This is a genomic window from Desulfovibrio sp. (assembly GCA_016208105.1).
GTDB lineage: Bacteria > Desulfobacterota > Desulfovibrionia > Desulfovibrionales > Desulfovibrionaceae > Fundidesulfovibrio.
Genome location: JACQYS010000029.1, coordinates 102,533 through 123,850 on the forward strand (window position 1 = coordinate 102,533; position 21,318 = coordinate 123,850).

At 60.0% G+C, this 21,318-nt stretch carries 28 protein-coding genes; 6 read left to right on the forward strand and 22 right to left on the reverse strand.

Annotated elements, in window-relative coordinates:
* Positions 1-116: 116 nt before the first annotated feature.
* The 7 genes from HY795_17875 to HY795_17905 all read right to left on the reverse strand — a co-directional run bounded on the left by HY795_17875 (position 117) and on the right by HY795_17905 (position 5,017).
* Positions 117-938, reverse strand: coding sequence for a hypothetical protein (locus HY795_17875; protein ID MBI4807087.1), 822 nt, complete (start codon positions 936-938; stop codon positions 117-119).
* 90 nt (positions 939-1,028) lie between these two features.
* Entirely contained in the window at positions 1,029-1,871 is an 843-nt protein-coding gene (locus HY795_17880; GenBank protein MBI4807088.1) for a hypothetical protein, read from the reverse strand.
* Positions 1,855-2,172 carry a septum formation initiator family protein gene (locus tag HY795_17885; GenBank protein ID MBI4807089.1) on the reverse strand — a complete coding sequence of 106 codons (318 nt, stop codon included), beginning with the start codon at positions 2,170-2,172 and terminating at the stop codon, positions 1,855-1,857. The genes HY795_17880 and HY795_17885 overlap by 17 nt, the downstream gene beginning before the upstream one ends.
* A gap of 2 nt (positions 2,173-2,174) precedes the next feature.
* The gene (locus HY795_17890; GenBank protein MBI4807090.1) at positions 2,175-2,453 is read right to left on the reverse strand and encodes a hypothetical protein; all 279 of its coding nucleotides are present in this window, start codon (positions 2,451-2,453) and stop codon (positions 2,175-2,177) included.
* 345 nt (positions 2,454-2,798) lie between these two features.
* The gene (pgsA, locus tag HY795_17895) at positions 2,799-3,341 is read right to left on the reverse strand and encodes a CDP-diacylglycerol--glycerol-3-phosphate 3-phosphatidyltransferase (GenBank protein ID MBI4807091.1); all 543 of its coding nucleotides are present in this window, start codon (positions 3,339-3,341) and stop codon (positions 2,799-2,801) included.
* Positions 3,342-3,451: 110 nt separating this feature from the next.
* Positions 3,452-4,387, reverse strand: a complete 936-nt coding sequence (locus tag HY795_17900) for an Mrp/NBP35 family ATP-binding protein (protein ID MBI4807092.1) — start codon at positions 4,385-4,387, stop codon at positions 3,452-3,454.
* 18 nt (positions 4,388-4,405) lie between these two features.
* Positions 4,406-5,017, reverse strand: a complete 612-nt coding sequence (locus tag HY795_17905; GenBank protein MBI4807093.1) for a protein-L-isoaspartate(D-aspartate) O-methyltransferase — start codon at positions 5,015-5,017, stop codon at positions 4,406-4,408.
* A 304-nt stretch (positions 5,018-5,321) separates the two neighbouring features.
* Here HY795_17905 and HY795_17910 point away from each other — a divergent pair, with 304 nt between their 5' ends.
* Complete coding sequence (locus HY795_17910) at positions 5,322-5,753, forward strand: CBS domain-containing protein (protein MBI4807094.1); 432 nt, start codon at positions 5,322-5,324, stop codon at positions 5,751-5,753.
* A 175-nt stretch (positions 5,754-5,928) separates the two neighbouring features.
* Here the strand turns inward: HY795_17910 and HY795_17915 are convergent, their stop codons facing one another.
* The gene (locus HY795_17915) at positions 5,929-7,152 is read right to left on the reverse strand and encodes an aminopeptidase P family protein (protein MBI4807095.1); all 1,224 of its coding nucleotides are present in this window, start codon (positions 7,150-7,152) and stop codon (positions 5,929-5,931) included.
* A gap of 49 nt (positions 7,153-7,201) precedes the next feature.
* Here HY795_17915 and HY795_17920 point away from each other — a divergent pair, with 49 nt between their 5' ends.
* From HY795_17920 to HY795_17935, 4 genes are all read left to right on the forward strand, one after another.
* Positions 7,202-8,026, forward strand: coding sequence for a DMT family transporter (locus HY795_17920; protein MBI4807096.1), 825 nt, complete (start codon positions 7,202-7,204; stop codon positions 8,024-8,026).
* 104 nt (positions 8,027-8,130) lie between these two features.
* On the forward strand, positions 8,131-8,523 hold the full coding sequence (locus HY795_17925) for a CoA-binding protein (GenBank protein MBI4807097.1): 393 nt from the start codon (positions 8,131-8,133) through the stop codon (positions 8,521-8,523).
* 7 nt (positions 8,524-8,530) lie between these two features.
* Positions 8,531-8,986 (forward strand): YkgJ family cysteine cluster protein, encoded by a 456-nt coding sequence (locus tag HY795_17930; GenBank protein ID MBI4807098.1) that lies wholly within the window; start codon positions 8,531-8,533, stop codon positions 8,984-8,986.
* Positions 8,983-9,744 (forward strand): DnaJ domain-containing protein, encoded by a 762-nt coding sequence (locus tag HY795_17935; GenBank protein MBI4807099.1) that lies wholly within the window; start codon positions 8,983-8,985, stop codon positions 9,742-9,744. The genes HY795_17930 and HY795_17935 overlap by 4 nt, the downstream gene beginning before the upstream one ends.
* Before the next feature lie 61 nt (positions 9,745-9,805).
* Here the strand turns inward: HY795_17935 and HY795_17940 are convergent, their stop codons facing one another.
* The 8 genes from HY795_17940 to HY795_17975 all read right to left on the reverse strand — a co-directional run bounded on the left by HY795_17940 (position 9,806) and on the right by HY795_17975 (position 16,738).
* A complete protein-coding gene (locus tag HY795_17940; protein MBI4807100.1) occupies positions 9,806-10,255 on the reverse strand; it encodes a metal-dependent hydrolase in 450 nt (149 codons plus the stop codon).
* Positions 10,256-10,292: 37 nt separating this feature from the next.
* A complete protein-coding gene (locus HY795_17945; GenBank protein MBI4807101.1) occupies positions 10,293-10,661 on the reverse strand; it encodes a response regulator in 369 nt (122 codons plus the stop codon).
* A 432-nt stretch (positions 10,662-11,093) separates the two neighbouring features.
* On the reverse strand, positions 11,094-12,251 hold the full coding sequence (locus HY795_17950; protein MBI4807102.1) for a SufD family Fe-S cluster assembly protein: 1,158 nt from the start codon (positions 12,249-12,251) through the stop codon (positions 11,094-11,096).
* Positions 12,252-12,264: 13 nt separating this feature from the next.
* Positions 12,265-13,023 carry an ABC transporter ATP-binding protein gene (locus tag HY795_17955; GenBank protein ID MBI4807103.1) on the reverse strand — a complete coding sequence of 253 codons (759 nt, stop codon included), beginning with the start codon at positions 13,021-13,023 and terminating at the stop codon, positions 12,265-12,267.
* Between the two features lie 96 nt (positions 13,024-13,119).
* A complete protein-coding gene (locus tag HY795_17960) occupies positions 13,120-13,842 on the reverse strand; it encodes a rhomboid family intramembrane serine protease (GenBank protein MBI4807104.1) in 723 nt (240 codons plus the stop codon).
* Positions 13,843-13,848: 6 nt separating this feature from the next.
* Complete coding sequence (coaE, locus tag HY795_17965; protein MBI4807105.1) at positions 13,849-15,444, reverse strand: dephospho-CoA kinase; 1,596 nt, start codon at positions 15,442-15,444, stop codon at positions 13,849-13,851.
* Positions 15,441-16,223 carry an AraC family transcriptional regulator gene (locus HY795_17970; GenBank protein MBI4807106.1) on the reverse strand — a complete coding sequence of 261 codons (783 nt, stop codon included), beginning with the start codon at positions 16,221-16,223 and terminating at the stop codon, positions 15,441-15,443. The genes coaE and HY795_17970 overlap by 4 nt, the downstream gene beginning before the upstream one ends.
* A gap of 128 nt (positions 16,224-16,351) precedes the next feature.
* Complete coding sequence (locus HY795_17975; protein ID MBI4807107.1) at positions 16,352-16,738, reverse strand: cupin domain-containing protein; 387 nt, start codon at positions 16,736-16,738, stop codon at positions 16,352-16,354.
* A 94-nt stretch (positions 16,739-16,832) separates the two neighbouring features.
* On the opposite strand from HY795_17975, the gene HY795_17980 reads away from it, so the two are divergent.
* Positions 16,833-17,771: an alcohol dehydrogenase catalytic domain-containing protein gene (locus HY795_17980; GenBank protein ID MBI4807108.1), complete on the forward strand. Its 939-nt coding sequence runs from the start codon at positions 16,833-16,835 to the stop codon at positions 17,769-17,771.
* On the opposite strand, the gene HY795_17985 is transcribed toward HY795_17980, so the two are convergent.
* The 6 genes from HY795_17985 to tatB form a co-directional block, all read right to left on the reverse strand.
* Entirely contained in the window at positions 17,754-18,374 is a 621-nt protein-coding gene (locus HY795_17985; GenBank protein MBI4807109.1) for a class I SAM-dependent methyltransferase, read from the reverse strand. The two genes, HY795_17980 and HY795_17985, sit on opposite strands and share 18 nt — an antisense overlap.
* 83 nt (positions 18,375-18,457) lie before the next feature.
* Complete coding sequence (locus HY795_17990; protein MBI4807110.1) at positions 18,458-18,670, reverse strand: heavy-metal-associated domain-containing protein; 213 nt, start codon at positions 18,668-18,670, stop codon at positions 18,458-18,460.
* A 222-nt stretch (positions 18,671-18,892) separates the two neighbouring features.
* Positions 18,893-19,630: a 1-(5-phosphoribosyl)-5-[(5-phosphoribosylamino)methylideneamino]imidazole-4-carboxamide isomerase gene (hisA, locus tag HY795_17995; protein MBI4807111.1), complete on the reverse strand. Its 738-nt coding sequence runs from the start codon at positions 19,628-19,630 to the stop codon at positions 18,893-18,895.
* On the reverse strand, positions 19,627-20,277 hold the full coding sequence (locus HY795_18000; protein MBI4807112.1) for a hypothetical protein: 651 nt from the start codon (positions 20,275-20,277) through the stop codon (positions 19,627-19,629). The genes hisA and HY795_18000 overlap by 4 nt, the downstream gene beginning before the upstream one ends.
* Positions 20,277-20,858 carry an imidazoleglycerol-phosphate dehydratase HisB gene (hisB, locus tag HY795_18005; protein MBI4807113.1) on the reverse strand — a complete coding sequence of 194 codons (582 nt, stop codon included), beginning with the start codon at positions 20,856-20,858 and terminating at the stop codon, positions 20,277-20,279. The genes HY795_18000 and hisB overlap by 1 nt, the downstream gene beginning before the upstream one ends.
* Positions 20,851-21,315: a twin-arginine translocase subunit TatB gene (gene tatB, locus HY795_18010; GenBank protein MBI4807114.1), complete on the reverse strand. Its 465-nt coding sequence runs from the start codon at positions 21,313-21,315 to the stop codon at positions 20,851-20,853. Before tatB ends, hisB begins: the two co-directional genes overlap by 8 nt.
* Positions 21,316-21,318 lie beyond the last annotated feature (3 nt).

Consider the following 21,318-nt stretch of genomic DNA (forward strand, 5'->3'; position numbering starts at 1 on the left):
GCTCCTTGTTTGGCGAGTTGAAATTCCAATGGTTCTTCCGCAACGGTTTGGAGAGGCTACTCTCTGCACAAACCGTTACGGGAGGGCTTTCGCCCCCCCAGCTTCAGTTGATGCGTTTATTGAGCCGGTGCTGGCGCGGGCTGCGGCTTGGCTTCCGCCTTGGCGGGTTTGGCCGGGGCTTGCGCCGCGGAAACCGCGTAGATCAAGCGGGCCTGGGCCACAAAGCGCGACTGCCAGAGGTACCGGGTTCCCCCGACAGCCTGTTCTCCGGCCACGTCGCTCTTGAATATGTTTTTCCAATTCAGCTGCGCAAGAGACTGGCAGGCCGCGGCATTATCCCCGGTCCAAAGAGTCGCTCCGGGTGCGAAGATCATCAACTGGCCTGGCTCGGGAGAAAACTTCGCCAGGTTGCCCGGATCGAAGCTCACAACCAGAAGCCCCTTGTATTCGTTGTTCACAAAAAGGGGCTTGGCCACAAGTACCTCGGATCCAAGCTCGGAAGCGGCGACATATGCGGCCATCTTTCTGTTCTTGTAGAGCTTCTCGAACTCCAGCAGAGGCGCGTAGTCGATGGGTTTGATGGTATACGTGGGCAGTTTGAACGAAACCAGCCCGGTGTCGGTCAGAACGGCCATGCCGGAAAGCCACGGGAAGGCGTCCATGAATGCCTGGCACCATTCGCGTTCAGGAGGCAGGTCCTGGGCCGAGAGACTGCGCAGCAAGAATTCCAGATGCTCGTCCACGGGAGCGAACAAAGCGGCCAGTTTGCGCACGGAAGGGTCGGAATCCCCCGGATCCTTGAGGTCAATGGACGGATCGACGTTGACGTACTCTTTGTAGAATTTCTTCGTGCCCTTCCAGTAGGGCTTGACCGTGTCGCAGCCAGAGGCCGCGAAAAGAACGCAGGCCAGCATGGCCGGAATAACGCGTTTAAGCATGACGCCGTTCCTTTTTACCGAGTGTGAGATGGGGTGAGACCCAAGCGTACCTGGCCCGTGTACTCTTTGGTGAGGGCGATTTCAAGCGGCTCAGGCGGTAGCCCGGGCATCCAGGCGGTTGGCGAGGGCTTCGAGCATGCTCACCAGTTTGGCCTTGGATTTGGGCTGCTGTCCCAGAGCGGGTCTGGCCGGAGCCACGCCGGCGGCCATTTGGGATTCGATTTCCGCGATGCGGGCGGTGATGTTCTTTTTCTCCTGCTCGGAGGAGGACATGCGAAGAAGTTCGCCATAAATCTCAAGGGACGAGGAATAGTCGCCATGCCGGGCCAAAAGATCGGCCATGGTCCTGGTCTTCACCGTGGCGAAAGCCTGGGAGGCGCATTCCGGCGGCAGTTGCTCCTTCGGGGTCAGACGTTCCTGGGACACGATCTGCTGGGTCAAGGCCATGACCTCGTCGGCCCCACGCAGGCTGAACCCGCCAGAAACGTCAGAGCCTTCATGAGCGTCGTCGTCATCTGCGGAGACAGGCGTCCCTGATGCGATGCCGAGCCCCTGCTCCATGATGCTCAGCCAGGAGACATCCTTGCCCTGCAGGGACAGAGCCAGAAATTTGAGGGCCAGGGCGGAATCTTTTGAAAGGCCGGTGGTTTTGGAGGCCCAGAGAGTCCAGACCGAGGGGTAGCTCGACATGAGCGAAGAAAGCCCCTCGAACGCGCCCAGAGCCTCCTCTTGGCGACCCAGGCGGGTGAGAAGCTCCACCAGCAGGAACTTTGCTTCCAGATGCCCGGGATGAAACCCCACGGACCGGTTGAGCACGGAGACGGCTTCTTCGGCCTCGCCCTGCTCAGCAAGCATCTTGGCCAGCGGGAAGAAGACGCGGGAGTTGGGGTCGTCGTTTAGGACTTCACGGTAGAAATCAATTTTTGATGTCATCGCCGACGCTTCCTTCGGGAGTGTTCCCTGGGAAAAGATAGATGATTTCGTTATCGCGGAGATAGTTCCCGTGTGCGCGCGTCATTTTTTCCGTAAATGCCTTGTCGGATTTCAACCAGCGGATTTCCTGACTCAAATCAAGCGATCGTCCGCCCAGGTTTTCCAGCCTGGACTTCAGCTGCTTCTGGTGATTCTTCAGATCCAGGTAGGCGAATATGCCTTTGTCGCTCCATACAAGGTTGTAAAGCAATATTGCATTGCAAGAGAGGATCATCGTCAGAAGCAGGCGCCGCATGAACATGGCTATTGAAGAGTCACTCTGTTGGCGCCGCCCGGGGCCGTGAAAGCCACGGGCGTCTTCAGTTCCTGGAGGAAATGCTCAGTGGCGGTTTCTATACGCGTCACGTCGTCCTCGTCAAGCGACAGGCCGTCCATGTCGTTCAAGAAGGCTTTGAGAACCTTGAATTCTGAGAGCAGGATGTGTCCGGAATCAAGACGGCTAAGCATTGGTTCAAGCTCCAGAATGGTCTGGAGGCAGTTCATGATGCGCGCGGCAAGGGTTGTCGAATCGAGCTCTTGCATGAAGACTTACCCTGCTCTATCCAAAAATTGAGGCCAAAGTCCTTTTCTTCCTACTTCAACCAGCCAGGGAAGGCAATCCCGGCAAGGGTTGGCGAACTCTTTGTTGTTTCATTACATACCAGAAAAGGAAATGCAAAGCAAAATAGAGAGAAATGTATTTTTTAAGACCAAAAAAAGGACACTTCTCCTCCAAGACATCATCCATGCATCCCTACACTGAAAAGCAAGGGAGTGTTATCCAATTACAGCCGATCGCACCATCGTCTCTGGAACCAACAACGAAAGAAGCCGCCCGAAGCACCCCATGATGCTCCGGACGGCCAAAAGCCCTTGGCAACGCCAAGACTATTGAGGAGACCAGTTTTTAAAGAAGGTGTACATGTAATTGGCCCCTGATCCGACAGTTAATCCCAGCGCAACATAGAGCAGCATGTCCCCGAAAGGCTGAGGATCGACACCTGCGAAGGGATAATGCAGAATCAAGGGACACAGGGCGAAAGTCTGAATAATAGTCTTCAACTTGCCGAAACGGTCTGCGGCGATCACCACGCCAGCGTCCGCCGCAACTGCCCGCAGACCTGTCACAGCCATCTCGCGTCCGATGATGAGCACCGCCACCCAGGCTTCCACCCAACCCAGGCGCACCAGCATGATGATCACCGAGCCGATGAGCAGCTTGTCCGCAAGGGGGTCCAGGAACTTGCCGAGGTTCGTCACCAAACCCATTTGCCGGGCAAGGAACCCGTCAACGATGTCGGTCACGGACGCGAGGATGAACACGAGCATGGCCGCAAAGCACATGGACTGGCCCGGGAAATAAAGCATGAGCACGAGCACCGGCACCACGCCGATGCGGGCAAGAGTGAGAATATTGGGTAGGTTCATCATGCACGGTCTCCCATGCCGCGTTCCGGGCGAACCGGATGGACCTGGCCAAAGGCCCGGTCATTCCGGCCAGGCCGGCGAAAGCACAAACAGGTGATACTCATGGCAAAGCGTCAGCGACTCAAGGTGGAATGGGCCTCCAAGCTGGACTGGGCGGCTTTGTCGATATTGTCGGCCAGAGTCATGAGGGCGTCCTTCACTGGAGAGGGAGCATCCATGAGCACCACCGGCTTGCCTACGTCACCGGCCACCACAGTGACCGGGTCCAGGGGGATGGCGCCCAAAAATTCGATGCCGTACTTTTTGGCCAGTTCCTCTCCGCCGCCCTTCTTGAACAGATTTATCTCCTTGGAACAGTGCGGGCAGATGAGCCCGCTCATGTTCTCAACCAGCCCCAGGATGTTCGCCTGGGCGTATTGCAGGAAATTTATGGCCTTGCGCACGTCCGCCAGGGAGACTTCCTGCGGCGTGGTCACAACCACGCACAGGGCGTCGGGAATGGTGCGCAGAACGGTCATGTGTTCGTCTCCGGTTCCGGGCGGGGAATCGATGACGAGATAGTCCAGGTCGCCCCACTTCACTTCTCCTATGAACTGCCGGATGGCGGAGGTTTTCATGGGGCCGCGCCACAGGACAGCCTGGTCCGGGTCCTTCAAAAGGGACTCCATGGACACCACATAGAGATTCTCGTCGTAGGCCTTGGGGGAAACCTCGCCCTTTTCGTTGGCCTCCAGGTTTCCCGAGAGCCCAAGCATGCGCGGAACGCTCGGACCATGGAGATCCACGTCCAGAATGCCGACCTTGTGTCCCTTTCGGGCCAGGGCCGCGGCCAGGTTCACGGTGATAGAACTCTTGCCCACTCCGCCCTTGCCGCTCATGACGAAGAGCTTGTAGCCGATCTTCGACAGGGCCGAAGAGATCCGTTCGTCCTGCTGCTGCGCCTTGGAGTCCTTGCAATCTTCGGAGGACGACTTGGAGCCGCAGGTGCTCGCTTTCGAGCAGCTCTTGCAGGCTGCTGGGTCCTTCTCGCCTTTCTTCTTGATATTCATGGAATTCCTCCGTCCAGCCTACCAGCCGTGGCGGCCGACGAGATCGACAAACATTACCTGTCCCACGGACTTGCGTCCGATCTTCCCATCCTGTTTGCGCAAGAGAAGCAGATTCTGGCTGCGCCGTTCAGGTCCCACCGGCATAATCAACAGGCCGGGATCGGCCAGTTGTTCCACATACGGCTCCGGCACCCTGGGGCCGCCGGCAGTGACCAGAATCCGGTCGTAAGGGGCGTATTCGGGCCAGCCCATCGTCCCGTCGTCGAGTTTGAGATGAACATTGCCATACCCCATCGAGGCCAGGCGGTTCCGGGTCAGCTCGTAGAGTTCGGCCACCCGCTCCACGGAGTAGATGACGGCGTTCATCTCCGCCAGAATCGCCGTCTGGTACCCCGAGCCGGTGCCGATCTCAAGGACCTTCATGCCCGGACGGATGTCCAAAAGCTCGGTCATCCAGGCCACCACGTAGGGCTGGGAAATGGTCTGTCCCTGTCCGATGGGCAGGGGGTGGTCCTCATAGGCCTGGGGTTTGAGCGCCTCTTCCACGAAAAGATGACGCGGAACCTTGCGCATCGCGGCCAGCACCGCGGAAGAGGAGACGCCCCTGGCGATGATCTGGTCGCGCACCATGCGCTCTCGACTGCGTTTGGGATCGATTTCCAAGCGACAACTCCGGCGTTACATCGAGGAAAATACCTGTTTTTTCACCAAGACGCCAGCCGTTGGAGTCCGTATGGGAAAATAGATGAATTCTCCCGGCAGGGTTTACAGGCGCCACGCGACTTGGTAAATATGTAAGAATGGAAAAATCGGAAACTGCAACGCCCAACTGGAATTGACCGCGGCATGCACCCTCGAACATCCAACACCGGCAAGGGCAACGCGACGCCTTCACCATGGTTTTTTGCAGGATACTAACCCCAGGAGAACGAACATGCTCACTGTCAGCGACCTCATGACCACCCAGTTGTTCACTCTGCTGGAGTCGGATTCCCTCTACACCGCCAAACAGATCATGGAGATGGCCAGAGTGCGGCACGTGCCCATTGTCGACTCGAAGGACAGCTTCATCGGGCTCATCACCCACCGGGACATGTTGGCTGTTGCCGTTTCCAAGCTCTCGGAGATCGACTCTTCCACCCAGGACGAACTGGACGCTGGAATCCCCCTGCGCGAAATCATGCGCACGGACGTGGCCGTTGTCTCCTCCGACACCCAGCTTCGCGACGCCGCCCAAATGCTCCTGGACCACAAATACGGCTGCCTGCCCGTGGTGGACGGCGACAAGCTGGTTGGCATCATAACCGAAGCGGATTTCCTGCGCCTGACAATAAGCCTTATGGACGCGCTTGACGAGCGGGACTAGCGTAAGACGATCTGCCAACATTATAAAGGCAAAACGTAATACGACATCTCTCGCGGAGCCCTGGCACCGTCCAGAAAGAGCAATCGCAAACTTGCCTTCGGGCCGCCCTCGATTCCATGGGGGAGGCCCGGCTTGTTCCTTGGGTATTCACACGCCGCACCCAAGACGCCAGCGGCTACCCTACGGACAGTATGCCAAAACTGTCTCCAGTGAGGCACACCCCGCCCGACGGCGTCACCTCGAAGGTGTTTTCGACTCCCACCATGCCGACGCCCGCGATGCCCATCTTGGGTTCCACGGCCATAACCATGCCGGCCTCGAAGGGCTCGTCGAAACCTTTGGCCAGCACGGGCCATGCGTCCACCACAAGGCCTATGCCATGCCCCAGGAAGGGCACCTTGTTTCCGCCAAGCCCCATGAAACCTTCGGCAAACCCCTGTTTCACGGCCCATTCCCGGCAATGGGCGTAGAGTTCGCTGGGTATGGCTCCGGGCTTTAAGTTTTCAGCCACAAAGGACTGCACGTCCATGCAGAACGAATGCGCGGATGCGACTTCGTCCGAAATGGCTGGACCGGAGGCTGCCCAGAATATCTGGGTTTTATCAGTAACATAGCCTTCGAGCGCAAAGCCGCAGTCCACGCTGAGCGGCTCACCGGCCCGCCAGACCTGGCCCGCATACCCCATGAAGGGAGTGGCCGGGTGTTCACCGCGCAGGCCCAGGGGGCCGTTGAACACGCTCGGGTAGTTGCCGGAATCCCCGGCCGACACGTGTCCCAGGAAAATTTCCTCTCCGTGCGAGCCCATGCGCATTATCCCGGTATGTCCGAGTTCAAAAAAGATATCCCATATTGTGTGGGACACCTCGCGCTCGGTCATGCCCGGCTTCAGCCGCGCGGGTAAAAGTTCAACCATGGCTTTAGCGTGTCGCTGCCCGCACAGACGGATTTTGGCCAGCTCCCACTCGGTTTTCACGGCCTGACACTTTGAAAGCGCCATATCACCCGGAACGAAGCGGACATCCTTGAGCTTTGACAAGAGCAAACCGGATAAACTCCAGGAAAGCCCGTTCATCTCGGCCGCCACCACCGGAGTCAGGGGGGACCCGGCCTCGGCGCATATCCCCGGAACATCACCGTAGGAGCGGAAAGCCACCACCCGGCTGAGCGGCGACTCCATCATGGCCCGTTCGATTCCCTTGCGGATCAAGAGCACCGGCTCGCCCTCCATGGGCAGCCACAGCATTCCGTTGCCAAAGGTCCCCGTGAGATAGTAGATGGCCAGCCGGGAAAAGACCGCCAATCCTCCCGCTTCGGGAGCCGTTTTGGCCAAAACCGCCCGGCAGGCCTGATGGCGCCGGGCGATCTCTTCAGCGGGCATCACTTCAATGGCTTCAAACATACCTTCTTCTCCTGCTACATGGACTGCATCCGCCGCTTTGGTGGCGGCCATGCTTCTCTACGGCGGGTCCTTCGTGGCCATGAAGGCCGCCGTGCAGTACCTCGATCCCTGGCTGATCGTGCTGGGCCGGCTTCTCTTGGCCCTGGCGGCATTCAGCCTTTACTGGAAACGCATCCCTCCAATAAACAAAGTGCGGGCCCATATTCCGAAACTGATGCTGATGGCCCTGAGCGAGCCGTGCCTCTACTTCGTGTTCGAGGCCAAAGCCCTCACCCTGACCCAGGCATCCCAGGCCGGAGTCATAACCGCGCTCCTGCCCGTGATGGTGGCCTGCGCAGCGGGATTGTTCCTGCACGAAAGGACCTCCCGCAGGGGTTGGCTGGGACTGGCCATGGGTGTTGCCGGCGCGACGCTCCTGAGCGCCTTCGCGCCAGAGGACCAATACTCGCCAAACCCGGCTCTAGGCAACCTCCTGGAATTCGCGGCCATGGCCTGCGCCACAGTCTACACGCTCATGGTCAAACACCTGGTGCGGGTATTTCCGCCGCTTTTTCTCACCGCCTTCCAGGTGATCATCGGGGCGATCTTCTTTCTCCCCGCCCTTCTCATCTCCCCCTGGCCAGCGGAGATACACTGGGAAGCCCTGGCCGCCATAGCGTACCTGGGCATTGGCGTGAGCGTGGGGGCATACTCTCTCTACAACTACTGCCTCTCGAAACTGACCGCCGGGAGCGTGGCCGCAGCGGTGAACCTTATTCCAGCCTTCACCTTGATGCTTGGCTGGCTTCTCCTGGGCGAATCGCTCCAGGGCTGGCAGTGGTTCGGCATCGCCCTTATCCTCACCGGAGCCCGCCTGGCGGGACATACCCCTTGAGAGGGACGGACTTTGCGGTTAGTAAGGGGCACGTCGGGATTATACCCCCAATTGTACGGCACTTTCAGGACAAGGCGGCGAACATGCTTTTAGGCGATGCCGAGATGCGCAAGGCTCTGGCCGGCTGTGCGTCCGTGGCCGTGGTCGGGGCCAAGGACAAGCCCGGCAGCCCCGTGGACCGTGTGGGGCGCTACCTCATTGAAAAGGGATTCACGGTTTACCCGGTTCATCCTGTCCGCAAGGACGTCTGGGGACTCCCCACCTTCGCCAAACTCACCGACATCGGCCAGCCCATAGACATCGTGAATCTGTTTCGAGCAGCGGAGAACTGTCCGGAACACGCCCGGGAAGCCCTCCAGCTGGTTGCGCCTCCCAGGATTTTCTGGATGCAGCTTGGCATCTTCAGCTTTGAGGCCCGCACGATCCTCTCCGGCAGCCCCGCAATGGTGGTGGAGGACCTGTGTCTCATGGTGGAACACCGCCGCCTTTTCCAATAGACCCGGCATGGACCAAACACCCTCCGCATTCGAATGCCGCCGCTGCGGCCACTGCTGCCAGGGCGACGGGGGCATCGTGCTCACCGCCAAGGACCAGTTGCGCCTGGCTGAACACCTGGGTATGGCGCTCGGCGCTTTTCTTGCCGAGCATACCAGCCGGAAAGGGGAAAAAGTCCACCTCGGGGTCCGAAGCGACTCCTACTGCGTCTTTTTCGAGAACGGCTGCGGGGTTCACCCTGCCCGGCCGGACATCTGCCGGGCCTGGCCCTATTTCCGGGGCAACCTGCTGGACTCGTCCAGTTGGGAACTGGCCCAGGATTACTGCCAGGGGATAAACGGAGAGCTCTCACACGAGCAGTTCGTCAAGGAAGGCTTGGCAACGCTCAAAAATGCGGACGTGGGCGTCACCGGCGACCCGGACGCCCCGAGCGCCCTCAAACTGGATGGGATTAAAGCGCCGTGAACGTCGCCGAAGCCAGCAAGATTCTTGGTCTTGGCCCTGAGGACGGCCCTGAGGAACTCAAAAAGAACTACCGCAATCTTGCCTTCAGCTACCACCCCGACTTGAACCCCGGCGACTCCCTGGCCAAGCGCAAGTTCCAGCATTTGAACGAGGCCTATCTGCTGCTCAAGCAGGTCATGGCCGAAGGCCCGCCCAAGGGCGCGCGCGGCTCCCACCGGGAAAAGGCTGGGGAACAACCGCAAGCCGACGCCACCACCCGTCGCAAGGCCAAGACGGCCTACACCAAGGCATCCACCCAGGATACCGACAAGACCAACTACTATTTCCGGCGCGAGGACGTTCTCCAGGACCTGCTCAAGGACGCTTTCGCGCGCCAGGTCTTCGACGACATCTACAACGAACTTCACAAATCCAAGGCCCGGACTCCCGGCCAAAGCACCACCAGCCGCACCCTGGACGTTCGGGTGGGAAAATCCAAATGGAGCCTGGATTTCTCCTCCGGCTTTCTGGGCGGGATCAAGGGAGCGATGCTCAGACAGCTCGACGACGAACAGACCGTCGAGGTCCCTCCGACAAGCATTCTTCCAGGAGCCAAACTCCGGGTCGGCATCAGGCAAGGGGTTGGCAGCGAGCAGAAGACCGTGGAGTTCACCCTGCCCAAGGACTACACTCTGGGCCAGCCCATCAGGCTCAAGGGGCTTGGCCGCAGGATCGGCCCCTGGAAAGGCGATTTGTATCTCAAGCTCACCATCGGCTGAAATTCGGCCTGCCTTCTCCCCCCTCAAAGAACCTGGGCACACATCCGGCCCAAGAAAGAGCCTAGAACGTCCCGTCCAGAAGCAGATGGGAATAATACCCCAGCACCGCTGCCAAATAGAACGGCAGCAGGAACTGCCAGGTCATGCCCATGAGCATCATGGGCGCGATGAGGATGGGGCTTGGAATGATGAGCCCGGCCCACCAGGTGTGGGTCCAGCCCCGGTGGGCGCCAACGGCGGGGAGAATGGCGCAGAACCCGAGCAGGGCAGCGTACCGGTACTGCTGTTTGAGAATAAGAACCGCATCAGCAAGAAGCGCGGCACCGTAATACAGGTGCCTGCCCTTGGAATTGGTGTCCACATCCGGGAACAGGGAGCCGAGAATGGCCAGGGCGGCCAGGATGGCCATCATTTTTGGTTCCGGCCGGTAGAGTCCGAGCCACCAAGCCCCGCCGAGAGCGATTCCCGTTGAGACCACAGCGCCAGCAACATGTCCTTTGAATCCGGGCATGCGCAGGCGCTACCATCAGCCTGGGCGGGCTGGCAAGTCAGACCGCCAGAGCCTGGCGGGCGAGATCAAGCAGAACATGCAGTGGGGCCGGTTTGCCCACCACGGTCTGGCCCCCTACCCGGTAGCCTCTGGCCTTCGTCTCCTCCAGGGTCAATAAGCCCGTGAGGAAAATGACTCTGGTGGAAAGGCCCTTCTCACGGATCATTTCCGCCAGTTCCTGGCCTCCCAGAACCGGCATCACCACATCCAGAACGGCTAAATCCGGGGGCGAATGAGCTATGGCATCCCAGGCCTGGTGCGCGTCCGTGAAGGCCAATGCCGAAAATTCCCCATTACCGTCGAAAAAGGTCTTCAAGGCCTCGCACCAGCAGGGATCGTCTTCAACGATGACAACGGATTTCGTCATCACTCCTCCGCTCAAAGGAAGATGCCATAGGAACGACGACATCTTTTTTTCTACCATAGCCGGGATGACACCACTGGGAAAGGCAAAACAACATAAATATAAATAAACAAATAACAATTCCATCTGTTTATTTATACAAAAACACGAGAGTATTCTCCTTCCCAGTGTAGCGTTTATTAATAACAGGTACATGCTTGAAAAAACCAAACTCAATGCTTCCGCATTGTTGAACACTTGCAATAGCGGGAGGCTTTCGCGGACACCACGCTCGGCGGGAGCTTACAGTTTGTGACGGCGGGAGCTGGCAAAGCCGAAAAAAAGCCGGAAAAAGAGATCACTCTTTCTCCGGCTCAACAATCATTCAGACCAAGACAACACAATCTCAGGTCTGTCGGCAATAAAGCCACCCAAGCGTTGCCTTACGGGCGCAAATCAGAACATGTCCTTCTCGCACTCCGTGATGGTTTCGTCGATAACCTGCTGCAGCTTTTCCGGCAGGCCCATGATGTCCACGTTGAGGAAGCCGCGGACAATGGTCGAGGTGGCCTGCTCTTCGTCCAGGCCTCTGGCCATGAGGTACTCTATCTCTTCCTGGGCGATCTTGCCCACGGCCGCCTCGTGGGAGAGCTCCACCCCGTCCACGGTGGCCTCCAATTCAGGGATGGCGTGGATCACGCCGCCGCCGAGAATAAGCCCCTTGCATTCCAGATGCCCCCGGGCGGGCACGGCATTGCCGGCGATATGGCCACGGGCGATGATGGTGCCTCCGGTGGTGATGGTGCGGGCGATCATCTCGCCCTTGGTCTCGGGAGCGCCCAGGATGATGCGGCTGCCGGTATCCAGATGCGATCCCACCGGCGCAACCATGACCGAATTGAAGCGGGCCACGGCCCCTTTGCCCGCCAGGGTGACGGTGGGGTACATCTGCAGGTCGCGCACGGGCTTCAGCAGCACATAGTTGTTGAGGAAGACGCCCCCCTCCTCCACCACTCCGGCCGAACGGGGACGAACCACCGTGTTTTCGGCCCAGTTGTGGATCATGGTGAAGGTCAGCTTTGCGTTTTTCTTGACGAAAAACTCCGAAATCCCCAAGTGGGCCGCGCCCTTGGACGAATGCGCCGCAGAGCAGCCGGTGATGATGTGCAGCTCCGAGTCCTCTTCCACCACGATGATGTTGTGCACGGCCTGGCCGGTCATGTCGCCCTTGATGAACAGACAGGACTGAACAGGCTCGGTGATCTTGGCGCCCTTTTCGGTGCGGATGAAGTAACCGCCGTGCAGGCTCTCATGCGCGGTTTTGGTGAACTGGTCCTTGTCCTTGTCCACCAGTTTCCACATGTACTCCTTGAGGCCGTCGTACTTGGCCATGGCGGTCTTGATGTCAAGGATTTCCACGCCCTTCTGGCGGGACTTGCAGTGCACAGCCCCGTGGTCCAGGTGCATGTAGGTGCCGCTTACGGCGGTTGCGGTCACGTCCACGCCGGCCATTAGCAGCTGCTGCTTGTCGGCCTCGTCCAGGGTGGTGAGGTCCGGGATCTCCTTGGGCGCGGGAGCGGTGAAATCGAAGGCTTTCAGGTCGATGGGTTTCATATGGGAACTCCGGTTAGGCCAGGCAGCGCAGGCATTCCTGGTAGCCGAAACGGCTGATGTGATCGAGGATGTCTCTCGGGTTTGATTCGCAGCAGAGCTTGCCTTCGTACATCACCTGGCCCCGGTCGGCGTTGATGTATTCGAGGATGTAGCCGGTGTGGGTGATGATGAGCCCGGCCACATGGCGGCCGCACTTGGCCATGCGCAGGCTGCGCTCGGTGCCCATGGCGCATTCGCCGCCCAGGAGCTCGCGCACCGTGTGCCCGATGAGCTTCATGTTCTCCAGATCCACTCCGGATTCCGGCTCGTCGAAAAGCACCATGTGCGGCTGCTGGCTCATGAGCTGCAGGAGCTCGGAGCGCTTGATCTCCCCGCCTGAGAAGCCGGCGTTCACGTCGCGTTCCAGAAAGTCGGTCATGTTCACGCGCTTGGCCATTGCGTCCACGGCCACGGGGCGGCCCTGGGAGGCCATGGAGACAAGCTGGCGGAGCTTCAGGCCGTGGATGGTGGGGGGGCGCTGGAAGGACATGCCGATGCCCAAACGGGCGCGCTCGTAAATGGAAGCGTGGGTGATGTCCTGACCGCGAAACATTATGCGGCCCTGGGTGATGGTGTAGTTCCCGAAGCCCATAAGGGTCATGAGCAGGGTCGTCTTGCCCGACCCGTTGGGACCGAACAGGATAAATGTCTCGTTTTCCTTGATTTCCAGGTTGATGCCCTTGAGCACCTCCCGTTCGCCGATGGTCACGTGCAGGTTTTCTATGCTGAGCATTGAGGCCTCGCGTTTGATTCAGGGAAACATGCGGATTTGTTCCGAAGCAGGGAGGGTTATGTCAGATGGGCGTCGTTGTCCAGAGAGGGCGAAACATCAGCGGCGTTCGTAGGAACGGCTCTCGCGCATGTAACAGTAGCGGCAATCAAGCCCTCCGAAAAACTTCACCAGTAGCATGCCGAAAACGAAGCCCCCGGCATGCGCCCACCAGGCCACGGACTGGCCGTCGTTCAAGGGCGTGGAGGCAAGCAGGCCCGATGACACCTGGATGAGAAACCAGATGCCCAAAAATACCACGGCCGGGACTTCCACGATCCAGGGTATGAACAACAGCGGTATGAGCACGATGACCCTGGCCTGGGGAAACAGGCGGAAATACGCGCCCATGATTCCTGCTATGGCTCCGGAGGCGCCCACCACCGGCATGTCCGACCCCGGGTTGAAAATCACGTGCAGGCTAAGCGCCGCCAGACCCGAGAGCAGATAGAACAAGAGGAAGCGCCAGTGCCCCAGCGCATCCTCGACGTTGTCCGCGAAAATCCAGAACACCCACATGTTCAGGAGAAAATGGAGCCAACCGCCGTGCAGGAACATATAGGTGAACGCCGTGGTCCAAACCCCGGACGGATACCCGGCGTATATGGCCCATTGGGAATCGGTAAACCGAATGGGCACAGCTCCGTAAACGTGCAGCAAAAGGCTCAGGGTCTGTTCGGGAAGCACAAGCTCGAAAAGAAACACCACCAGATTGAGCGCGAAAATGATCCACACCACCAGTGGCCTTCGAATGCGGGGAATATTGTCTTTCAATGGGATCATGGGAACTCAGGCGTAGTTTTGCGACCGCAACCAGGCGAGCAGTCCGGCGGGGCGGGAGGTCCGCTCCTTGCGCAGCAAAGGAAGAATTGCATCCACCGCCCGGGCGGCATCCTCCAGGGAACCGGAATTGTCGACCACATGTCCGCACGCGGCCAGCTTCTTCTCTTCAGGCCACTGCCAGGACTCCACCAGGGCGATCATGGCCTGGTCCCATCCCCGCTTGTTTGCGAGTCGCTGGCGGCGGACGGTTTCCGGGCACCGAACGCCCACAACCGAATCCACCACGTCTTTTCCCAGCCACCCGGCCTCCAGCAGCATGGGAACCTCGGCGAAGGCCGCCCGTAAGCGGGCGTTCTTCGCCCAGAAATCCTCCAATTGGTGTTGCACCATGGGGTAGAGAAGCTCCATGAGCTCGCGCCGGAATGTCTCGGACTTGCGCATGGCAGCCAGCAGAGCCTTCTTGTTCACTGGCGCGCCAGCTGTAACAAAGCGGTCCCCGTACCTGGAGCGCAGCATGTGCCAGGCGTCCGCTTCCGGCTCGTAAAGCGCGGCCACGCTCGCATCCGCGCTCCAGACCGGATAGCCGCGCCTGGCCAGGGCGTCCAGGACAGCGCTTTTGCCGCTGCCTGGCAGGCCCACGATGCCCACCCGTTGGAGAGTGCGGGAGAGATACAGCGGAACCCGCCAGAAATCCTTGGGCACCGGGCAGCGAAAAGCCAGAGCCTCCCCGGTTTCCGGATGCGTGAACGAGAGCTTCCAGGCATGAAGCATCTGGCGCGAAGCCAGCCGGTAGAGAAGACGATCCCGGCGCTTGAGCAGAGCCTGCTCCATGGAGCCGTAGAGGCTGTCGCCCAGAAGCGGATGGCCGATGTGGGCCATGTGCACCCGTATCTGGTGGGTCCGGCCCGTGGCTATGGTCACCTCGACCATGCTGACGTCCCGGTCCGGGGATGTCCAGACCACACGGTAGGAGCTCAAGGCCTCCCGGCCGCCCTTCTGCACGGCCATGCGGGTCTTGTGGGCAGGGTCGCGCCGGATGGGGGCGTCTATGCTCTCGGCATCCCTTTTTGGACGGCCGTGAATCAGGGCCAGATAGGTCTTGCTTACCTCGCGCTCGGCGAATGCCGCGGAGAGTTTCACGCGGACCGGTTCGCTCAAGGCCACGGCCAGGAGCCCCGTGGTGTCCTTGTCAATGCGGTGGACGATGCCGGGGCGTTTGCCTTCGAGATTCTTCAGTTCCGGAAAATGATGCAGCAGCCGGTTGACCAGGGTCCCTTGGGGGCAACTGGGCGCGGGGTGCACCGTGAGCCCGGGGGGCTTGTCCACAACGGCCAATACCGTGTCCCGGTAGAGCACGGTGAGCCCCCCCTGCTCCGGCTCGGGAACGGCGCGGACCTCGGGCACGGTAAGGCCGAGTGTCTCCCCGCCGCGAAGCTTAAAGGAGGCCTTGCGGACGACCACGGCGTCCACCGTGGCCAAACCGGCCTTGATCCATTCCTGAATCCTGCCCCTGGTCATGGAGCGGTGCGCAAGATGCTCCGCCCAGAACTGGTCCAGCCTGCCCGGCCCCTCGACAACAGCCTGCAGCTGTTCGCCGCTCATTGGCAGGCCCGTGCGAATGCGCCAGGCGGCATGCCCATGTACTTCTTGAACCGAAGCGTCAGATGGCTCTGATCGTGGAAGCCGCTGCCTGCTGCCGCATCCGCAAGTGATACTCCGTGAGACAAGAGCATGCGGGCCTGTCTGAGCCTCGAAAGGGTTCTGTATTCGTTGGGAGAAACGCCGGTCTCGCGCTTGAAAAGCCTGCACAGATGAAACCGGCTGGCACCGCATCGACTGGCCAGCTCCGCAAGAGGAGTCTCCAGACCTTCCGGTCCATCGAGAATGGCCCTGGCTTGTCGTACTGCCGAGTTTACCACTTCGGATGCCGGGTGGGCAGGAAGGTCATCTTTTGCAGGGCATACGCTCGGTCTGAGCGCTCCTAACAGTGCCTGGACGGTCTCCGAGCCGCGATGATTGTTCACAACAGCGTAGAGCAGACCAGGCAGAGTGTTCCCGGGAATCCGCGAGAAGCCTTGCGCGGTAAGTTGCCGCGCGTAAGTGGATTCCAAGATGTCCAGTGAGAAACTCACGGCCCAGAAAGAACATCCCGCTGGAGCGCCTGAACAGGAGTGCGCAGTATCCTTCGGGATAATGACAGCATCGCCGGGTGTAAGATGATATACGCGACCAGCCCCAGTCACTGATCGCTCGCCCTGTTCCATGACCAGCACGCACCAGGATGCGTGGACATGGGTGGGGATAGCTGCGGTAGCATGTTCGACATGGAAAATTTCCAGACCAGGCGGACTCAGGCGACAAATTCGGACAGCAGGCTTCATCCCCCATGGATGCTACGAATCCCCGGCGGGGTCAATGTCTCCGGCCCCGAACGATACAGGGACCGGAGACACCAGCCGTTGAAAATACTGACGGTAAGGCTCATGAGAGTACTGGCAAAATGACAACCCTACAAAAGCGCCGGTGAAAATTTGGCCATGAGGTGCAGGTCGCTGCCTTTGGCCGCCACAGCGTGCCGCTCGCCTACGGGAATCACCAGGCAGACACCGGGCTGGTACGGAGTGTCGCGACCGTCCATGAGGCAATTGCCTGTCCCGGACAGAACTTCATGCAGTTCCAGCGAGGCTTCATGGGTATGCATTCCAATTTCGCATCCGTCTTCAACTCGCACCAGATGACAACTGAGAAGTCCTCCGGTATCTTTCCCTGTGACAAGATGTTTCATCCAAACACCTGAAAATACAGGATGCTGCACCCATTCCAGCCGGGCGGCCAACCTTTCGCCCGTGGGCGTGACTATTGTCGCCTCCTGGAAAACACTCTTTGTTTGCAACATGATAGCGACCTCCTTTAACGTGAGTTTCGTCTACAGCTAGCAAGCTACCAGGCGGTCGTATTGGAAAATCGTGCTTACTTTTGGAGGCAATTGCATGCTGCGCGTCGTGTTCACAAACGGGTCTTTTTTCCTTGAGCCACAGCAAAAGCCGGTTCCGGCGGAGGATGAAGTCCTGGTGCGCGTTCTGGTCGCGGGCATCTGCAACACCGATATCGAACTCATTAAGGGGTATATGAACTTTTCCGGCACGCCCGGGCATGAGTTCGTTGGCGTGGTCGAGGCTGCGCCATCCGCTCCTGGCATCATGGGAAAGCGGGTGGTGGCCGACATCAACATAGCCACCGGTACCGGCGACCACCGGCACGCTCCGGGCAGGAAGGTGCTCGGAATACTCGGCAAGGACGGCGCCTTCGCCCATTACCTCACCCTTCCCGCTTCCAACTGCCACCTGGTGCCGGACTTGCTGAACGACGAAGCCGCCGTGTTCGCCGAGCCCCTGGCCGCGGCCCTGGAGGTGGGCCAGCAGGTGCATATCCTGGCCACGGACAGGGTGGCCGTGCTGGGGGACGGAAAGCTCGGGATACTGGCAGCCCTTGGGCTTCGCCACCTCTGCCCGGGGCTTGTGCTGGTGGGCAAACACCCGGACAAGCTGGCCATCGCCGGGAACCAGGGGATTAAGACCTGCCTGGCCGGGAACGTCGCCGGACCGTTCGACCTGGTGGTGGAAGCCACGGGCAGGCCGCAAGGCATCCAGATGGCTCTTGATCTGGTGCGGCCTGAAGGAGTGATCGTATTGAAATCCACTACGGAAGCGCAGGCGTGCCTCAACCTCTCGAGGGTGGTGGTGCAGGAAATCACCCTGGTGGGGTCACGCTGCGGGGACACGGCCCTGGCCCTGGATCACCTGGCAAGAGGCCTGGTGGACCCAGCCGGGCTCATAGAGGCGACATACCCCCTGGAAAGCTTCGAAGAGGCGTTCGCGCATGCCTCGCGTCCAGGCGCCAGGAAGGTGCTCTTAAGGATGAGCCAGTAGGACAACACCGTTAATGATATTGCCGCTTCGGGTCGGCGCGGGAGCCTCGCTCACCTCGTCCACCCGGCCGCCCGCCTCCCGTATGAGCTCATTGAGCTCATCCAGGCTGAAATGCCTGGCCCAGTAGAGCACATCCCCGTTTCCTTCCCGGCGTACAGGGAAGGTGCCGAACTGGCCGGTCAAGGAATGACCTTCGGCATACCGGGCTGCGTAAAGCGGCAATGCCGGTGTGAGAAGAAAATCCTGAATTCCGAGCACGCCCCGGCACACGCGCAATGCTTCGCGCACCACTGCAAGGCTCTCAACAGGACTAACAAGAACGGTCAGTACCGCCCGAAGAAGAACAAGGTCGAAGGAAGCGGGCTTGAACGGAAGATTCCCCCCCTCCCCGCAAGCCACCCGGTGCCGGTTCGCCGCCCGCCTCAAGCTCGGCAGGTTGACGTCCAGACCGGTGTAGACCCCTCCGGCCTCCTGGATCAAAGCCCCTGCTCCCGCCTCCCCGCAGCCGATGTCCAGGACGCGCGTGCCTGGCCTCACCAGCCGCAGAAAGAGTTCCGGCAGGGGCAGGCTTGTCGGAACGGTGGGAGCTGTACGCCAATTCATGGTCTGCCGGGGCTAGGCCTGCGGCTCTCCAGCGGACGATTGCCAGCAGCTACAGAACGCGTTGAAGTCGCCCTGCACAGTGGTTACCTGAAACCGCCGGGAATAAAACCAATTCGCTCGATGGTCGCTTTCACCAGGGCCTCGTCCACGGGTTTGACTTCGTCGTAGGTGGCGGTGCCGAAAGTGAGATCGACCTTCACGTTGGCCAAACCGTCTATTCCGCTCAGGGCCTGGGTGACGGACTGGACGCAGTGGTTACAGCTCATTCCTTTGACTTCAATGGTGCGTGTTTTCATATGTTTTTGCCTCCGTAAGGATTGCTTCCACAATTTTACACCTTCCGGCTTGAACCGCAAAGAGAATTGGTCCGCCAGCCCTGACATCGCGACTGGATGCTCACAACCTGTTCACGAACAGCGGCCAGCCCATGAACAGGTGAACCATCCGTTCCGCCACGCAAATGAAAAGGCCGCCTGGGGGGCGGCCAAAACGATCAGACAATGCTCGTGATACGTTTGTTAGAAACTATTGCTGCCGACCCATTCCATGGCCTGCGCGAAATCAAGCGTCCCGGTGTAGATGGCCCGGCCGCTGATCACGCCCTGAAGCCCCTTGGACACCAGGGGAGCCAAGGCCTTCAGGTCATCGAGGGTGGCCACCCCGCCGGCTGCGACCACCGGCAGTTTGGTTTTTAAGAGCAAAGATTCCATGGCCTCAAGGTTCACGCCGCTCTGCATGCCGTCGCGGCTGATGTCGGTGTACACCAGGAAAGCGGCGCCCTGGGCTTCCAGCCTTGGCAGCACGTCGTCCACGGTGAGCCCGGAATCCTCAACCCAGCCTTTGGTCTTGAGCCTGCCATGATCCGCATCCAAGGACACGCCCACCTTTCCCGGCAGCGCCTTGCACAACTCCCCGAACCTGTCGGGGTCTGCCAGGGCCATGGTGCCGATGAGCAGCCGGGACACTCCGGCGGCCACATAGGCCTGGGCCGTGGCCAGATCGCGAATGCCGCCGCCCAGCTGCACCGGCACGGAACCAGCCCGTTTGCAGATTCCGGCCACCAGATCCTTGTTCTTGGGCTCGCCGTCGAAAGCGCCGTCCAGATCCACCACATGCAGGGCAGTGGCACCAAGATCAAGCCAGTGCCCGGCCGCTGATACCGGGTCGGGATCGAAAACCGTCACCTGGTCGGCCAGCCCCTGCTTGAGGCGCACGCACTGGCCATCCTTGATATCAATGGCCGGATACAAAATCACAGACCGAACTCCTTGAGCCCCTTCTCGATGCCCTCACGGGCGAGATCAGCCGCAGTGACCCACTGGCCGCGACGCTTGAAGAACTTGTCCGCTTCCAGAATGTTGTCCGTCAGGGCTTTCTGCTGGTAGTCGTAGTGGAAATGGTTGAGTACGCCGCCAGTCTTCACATTGACCAGATACAAATCGAGAATGACCCAGGCCGGGCTGGTGGAGCCGGCGGCCGATCCCTGGCGCTCTTTCCAGTGGGTGACCATGGGCACCAGCAGGAACTGGACGTCCATGCACTTGCCCACTTCCTGCCAGTACTTCAGGCTGGCCAGACGGTTGGCGTCAGGTGCGCGGCGCACGCTCTCGGTGCAGGACTTGGCCTTGCTCCCGGCCACGATATTGCGCTCGGGCGTTATCTTCATGGCCTTGACCAGGATGGAGTCCAGGTCGTCAAGGGAGTCGGCCTTGGGCGGCTGGGCCCTATCCGGCATGTAACCCGCCAGAAGCTCCCAGGGTTCTTGCACCACGGCAAACGAGGCGACGCCCACGCTGAACATGGGGTTCATTTTGGACTCCACCTGGGCCGGACGGCGCTGACAGGCTGAAGCGAGGACGCAAGACACGACCAGCAGAACGACAATAGCGCGGTTTGAACGCATCAGCCTAGGCTCCCTTTGGTGCTGGGCACCCCGGCCCGGTCACGCGCTATGGCCTGACGCAGCGCCACGCCGAGGGCCTTGAAGGCCGACTCCAGCAAATGGTGCCCGTTCTTGCCGTAGAGCATGCGGACGTGGAGGTTCATCTGGCCCTTGAAGGCCAGGGATTTGAAAAACTCCCGCCAAACATCCTTTTCCTCCCCGGCCACCTGGGCGGGAAGAAGCGTATCCTCGTAGACCAGATAGGCCCTGCCGGAGAGGTCCACCACCACCTCGGAAAGGGCCTCGTCCAGGGGGAACCGGGCATGGCCCACGCGGTTGATCCCGGATTTGTCGCCCAGGGCCTCGACAATGGCCTGGCCAAGGCAGAGGCCGACGTCTTCGAGGGTGTGGTGCGAGTCGACGTGCAGGTCACCCTTGCAGAAAAGCTTCAGGTCCATGCCGGACCAGAAGGCCAGCAAGGTGAGCATGTGGTCGGCGAACCCGACCCCGGTGGACACCTCGGCAACACCCTGGCCATCCAGGTTGACGTCTAATTCTATGGAGGTCTCTTTGGTGCTGCGGGTTACTTGGGCCTTACGCATGGCTCTTGTCCTGGGCCTGGGAAGCGGGCTTGGCATCGGCCTGGGGCGCGGTTCCCGGGGCGGTTTGCGAAACGGCCGGTTGTTCGGCTGGAACTGCCTGGGTCGCCGGTTTTGTGCCGGAGGGATCGGCCTGAGCGGAACTCACGTTTTTTGGGGCGTCAACGGCCTGGGCGGCCACCTCACCCGCTTTCGCGGGTTCCGCCGGAGTCTGGGCGGCTTCGGCGGGTTTCTGGGCATCGTCTCCGAAAAGCTCGTTTTTCATCTCTTCGATGCGCTTGAGCTCGTCGGCCTTCTGGATTTCGCGCTCCAGAGTGGACTTCACGTCCGTACTCATGCGCCTGAACTCGGAAAGCCCCTTGCCGAACGTCTTCATGAGGTCTGGCAGCTTCTGGGGTCCGATCAGGATAAGAGCAACGATCAGGATGATCAGAAGTTCTGTGGAGCCGATGCCGAACATGCG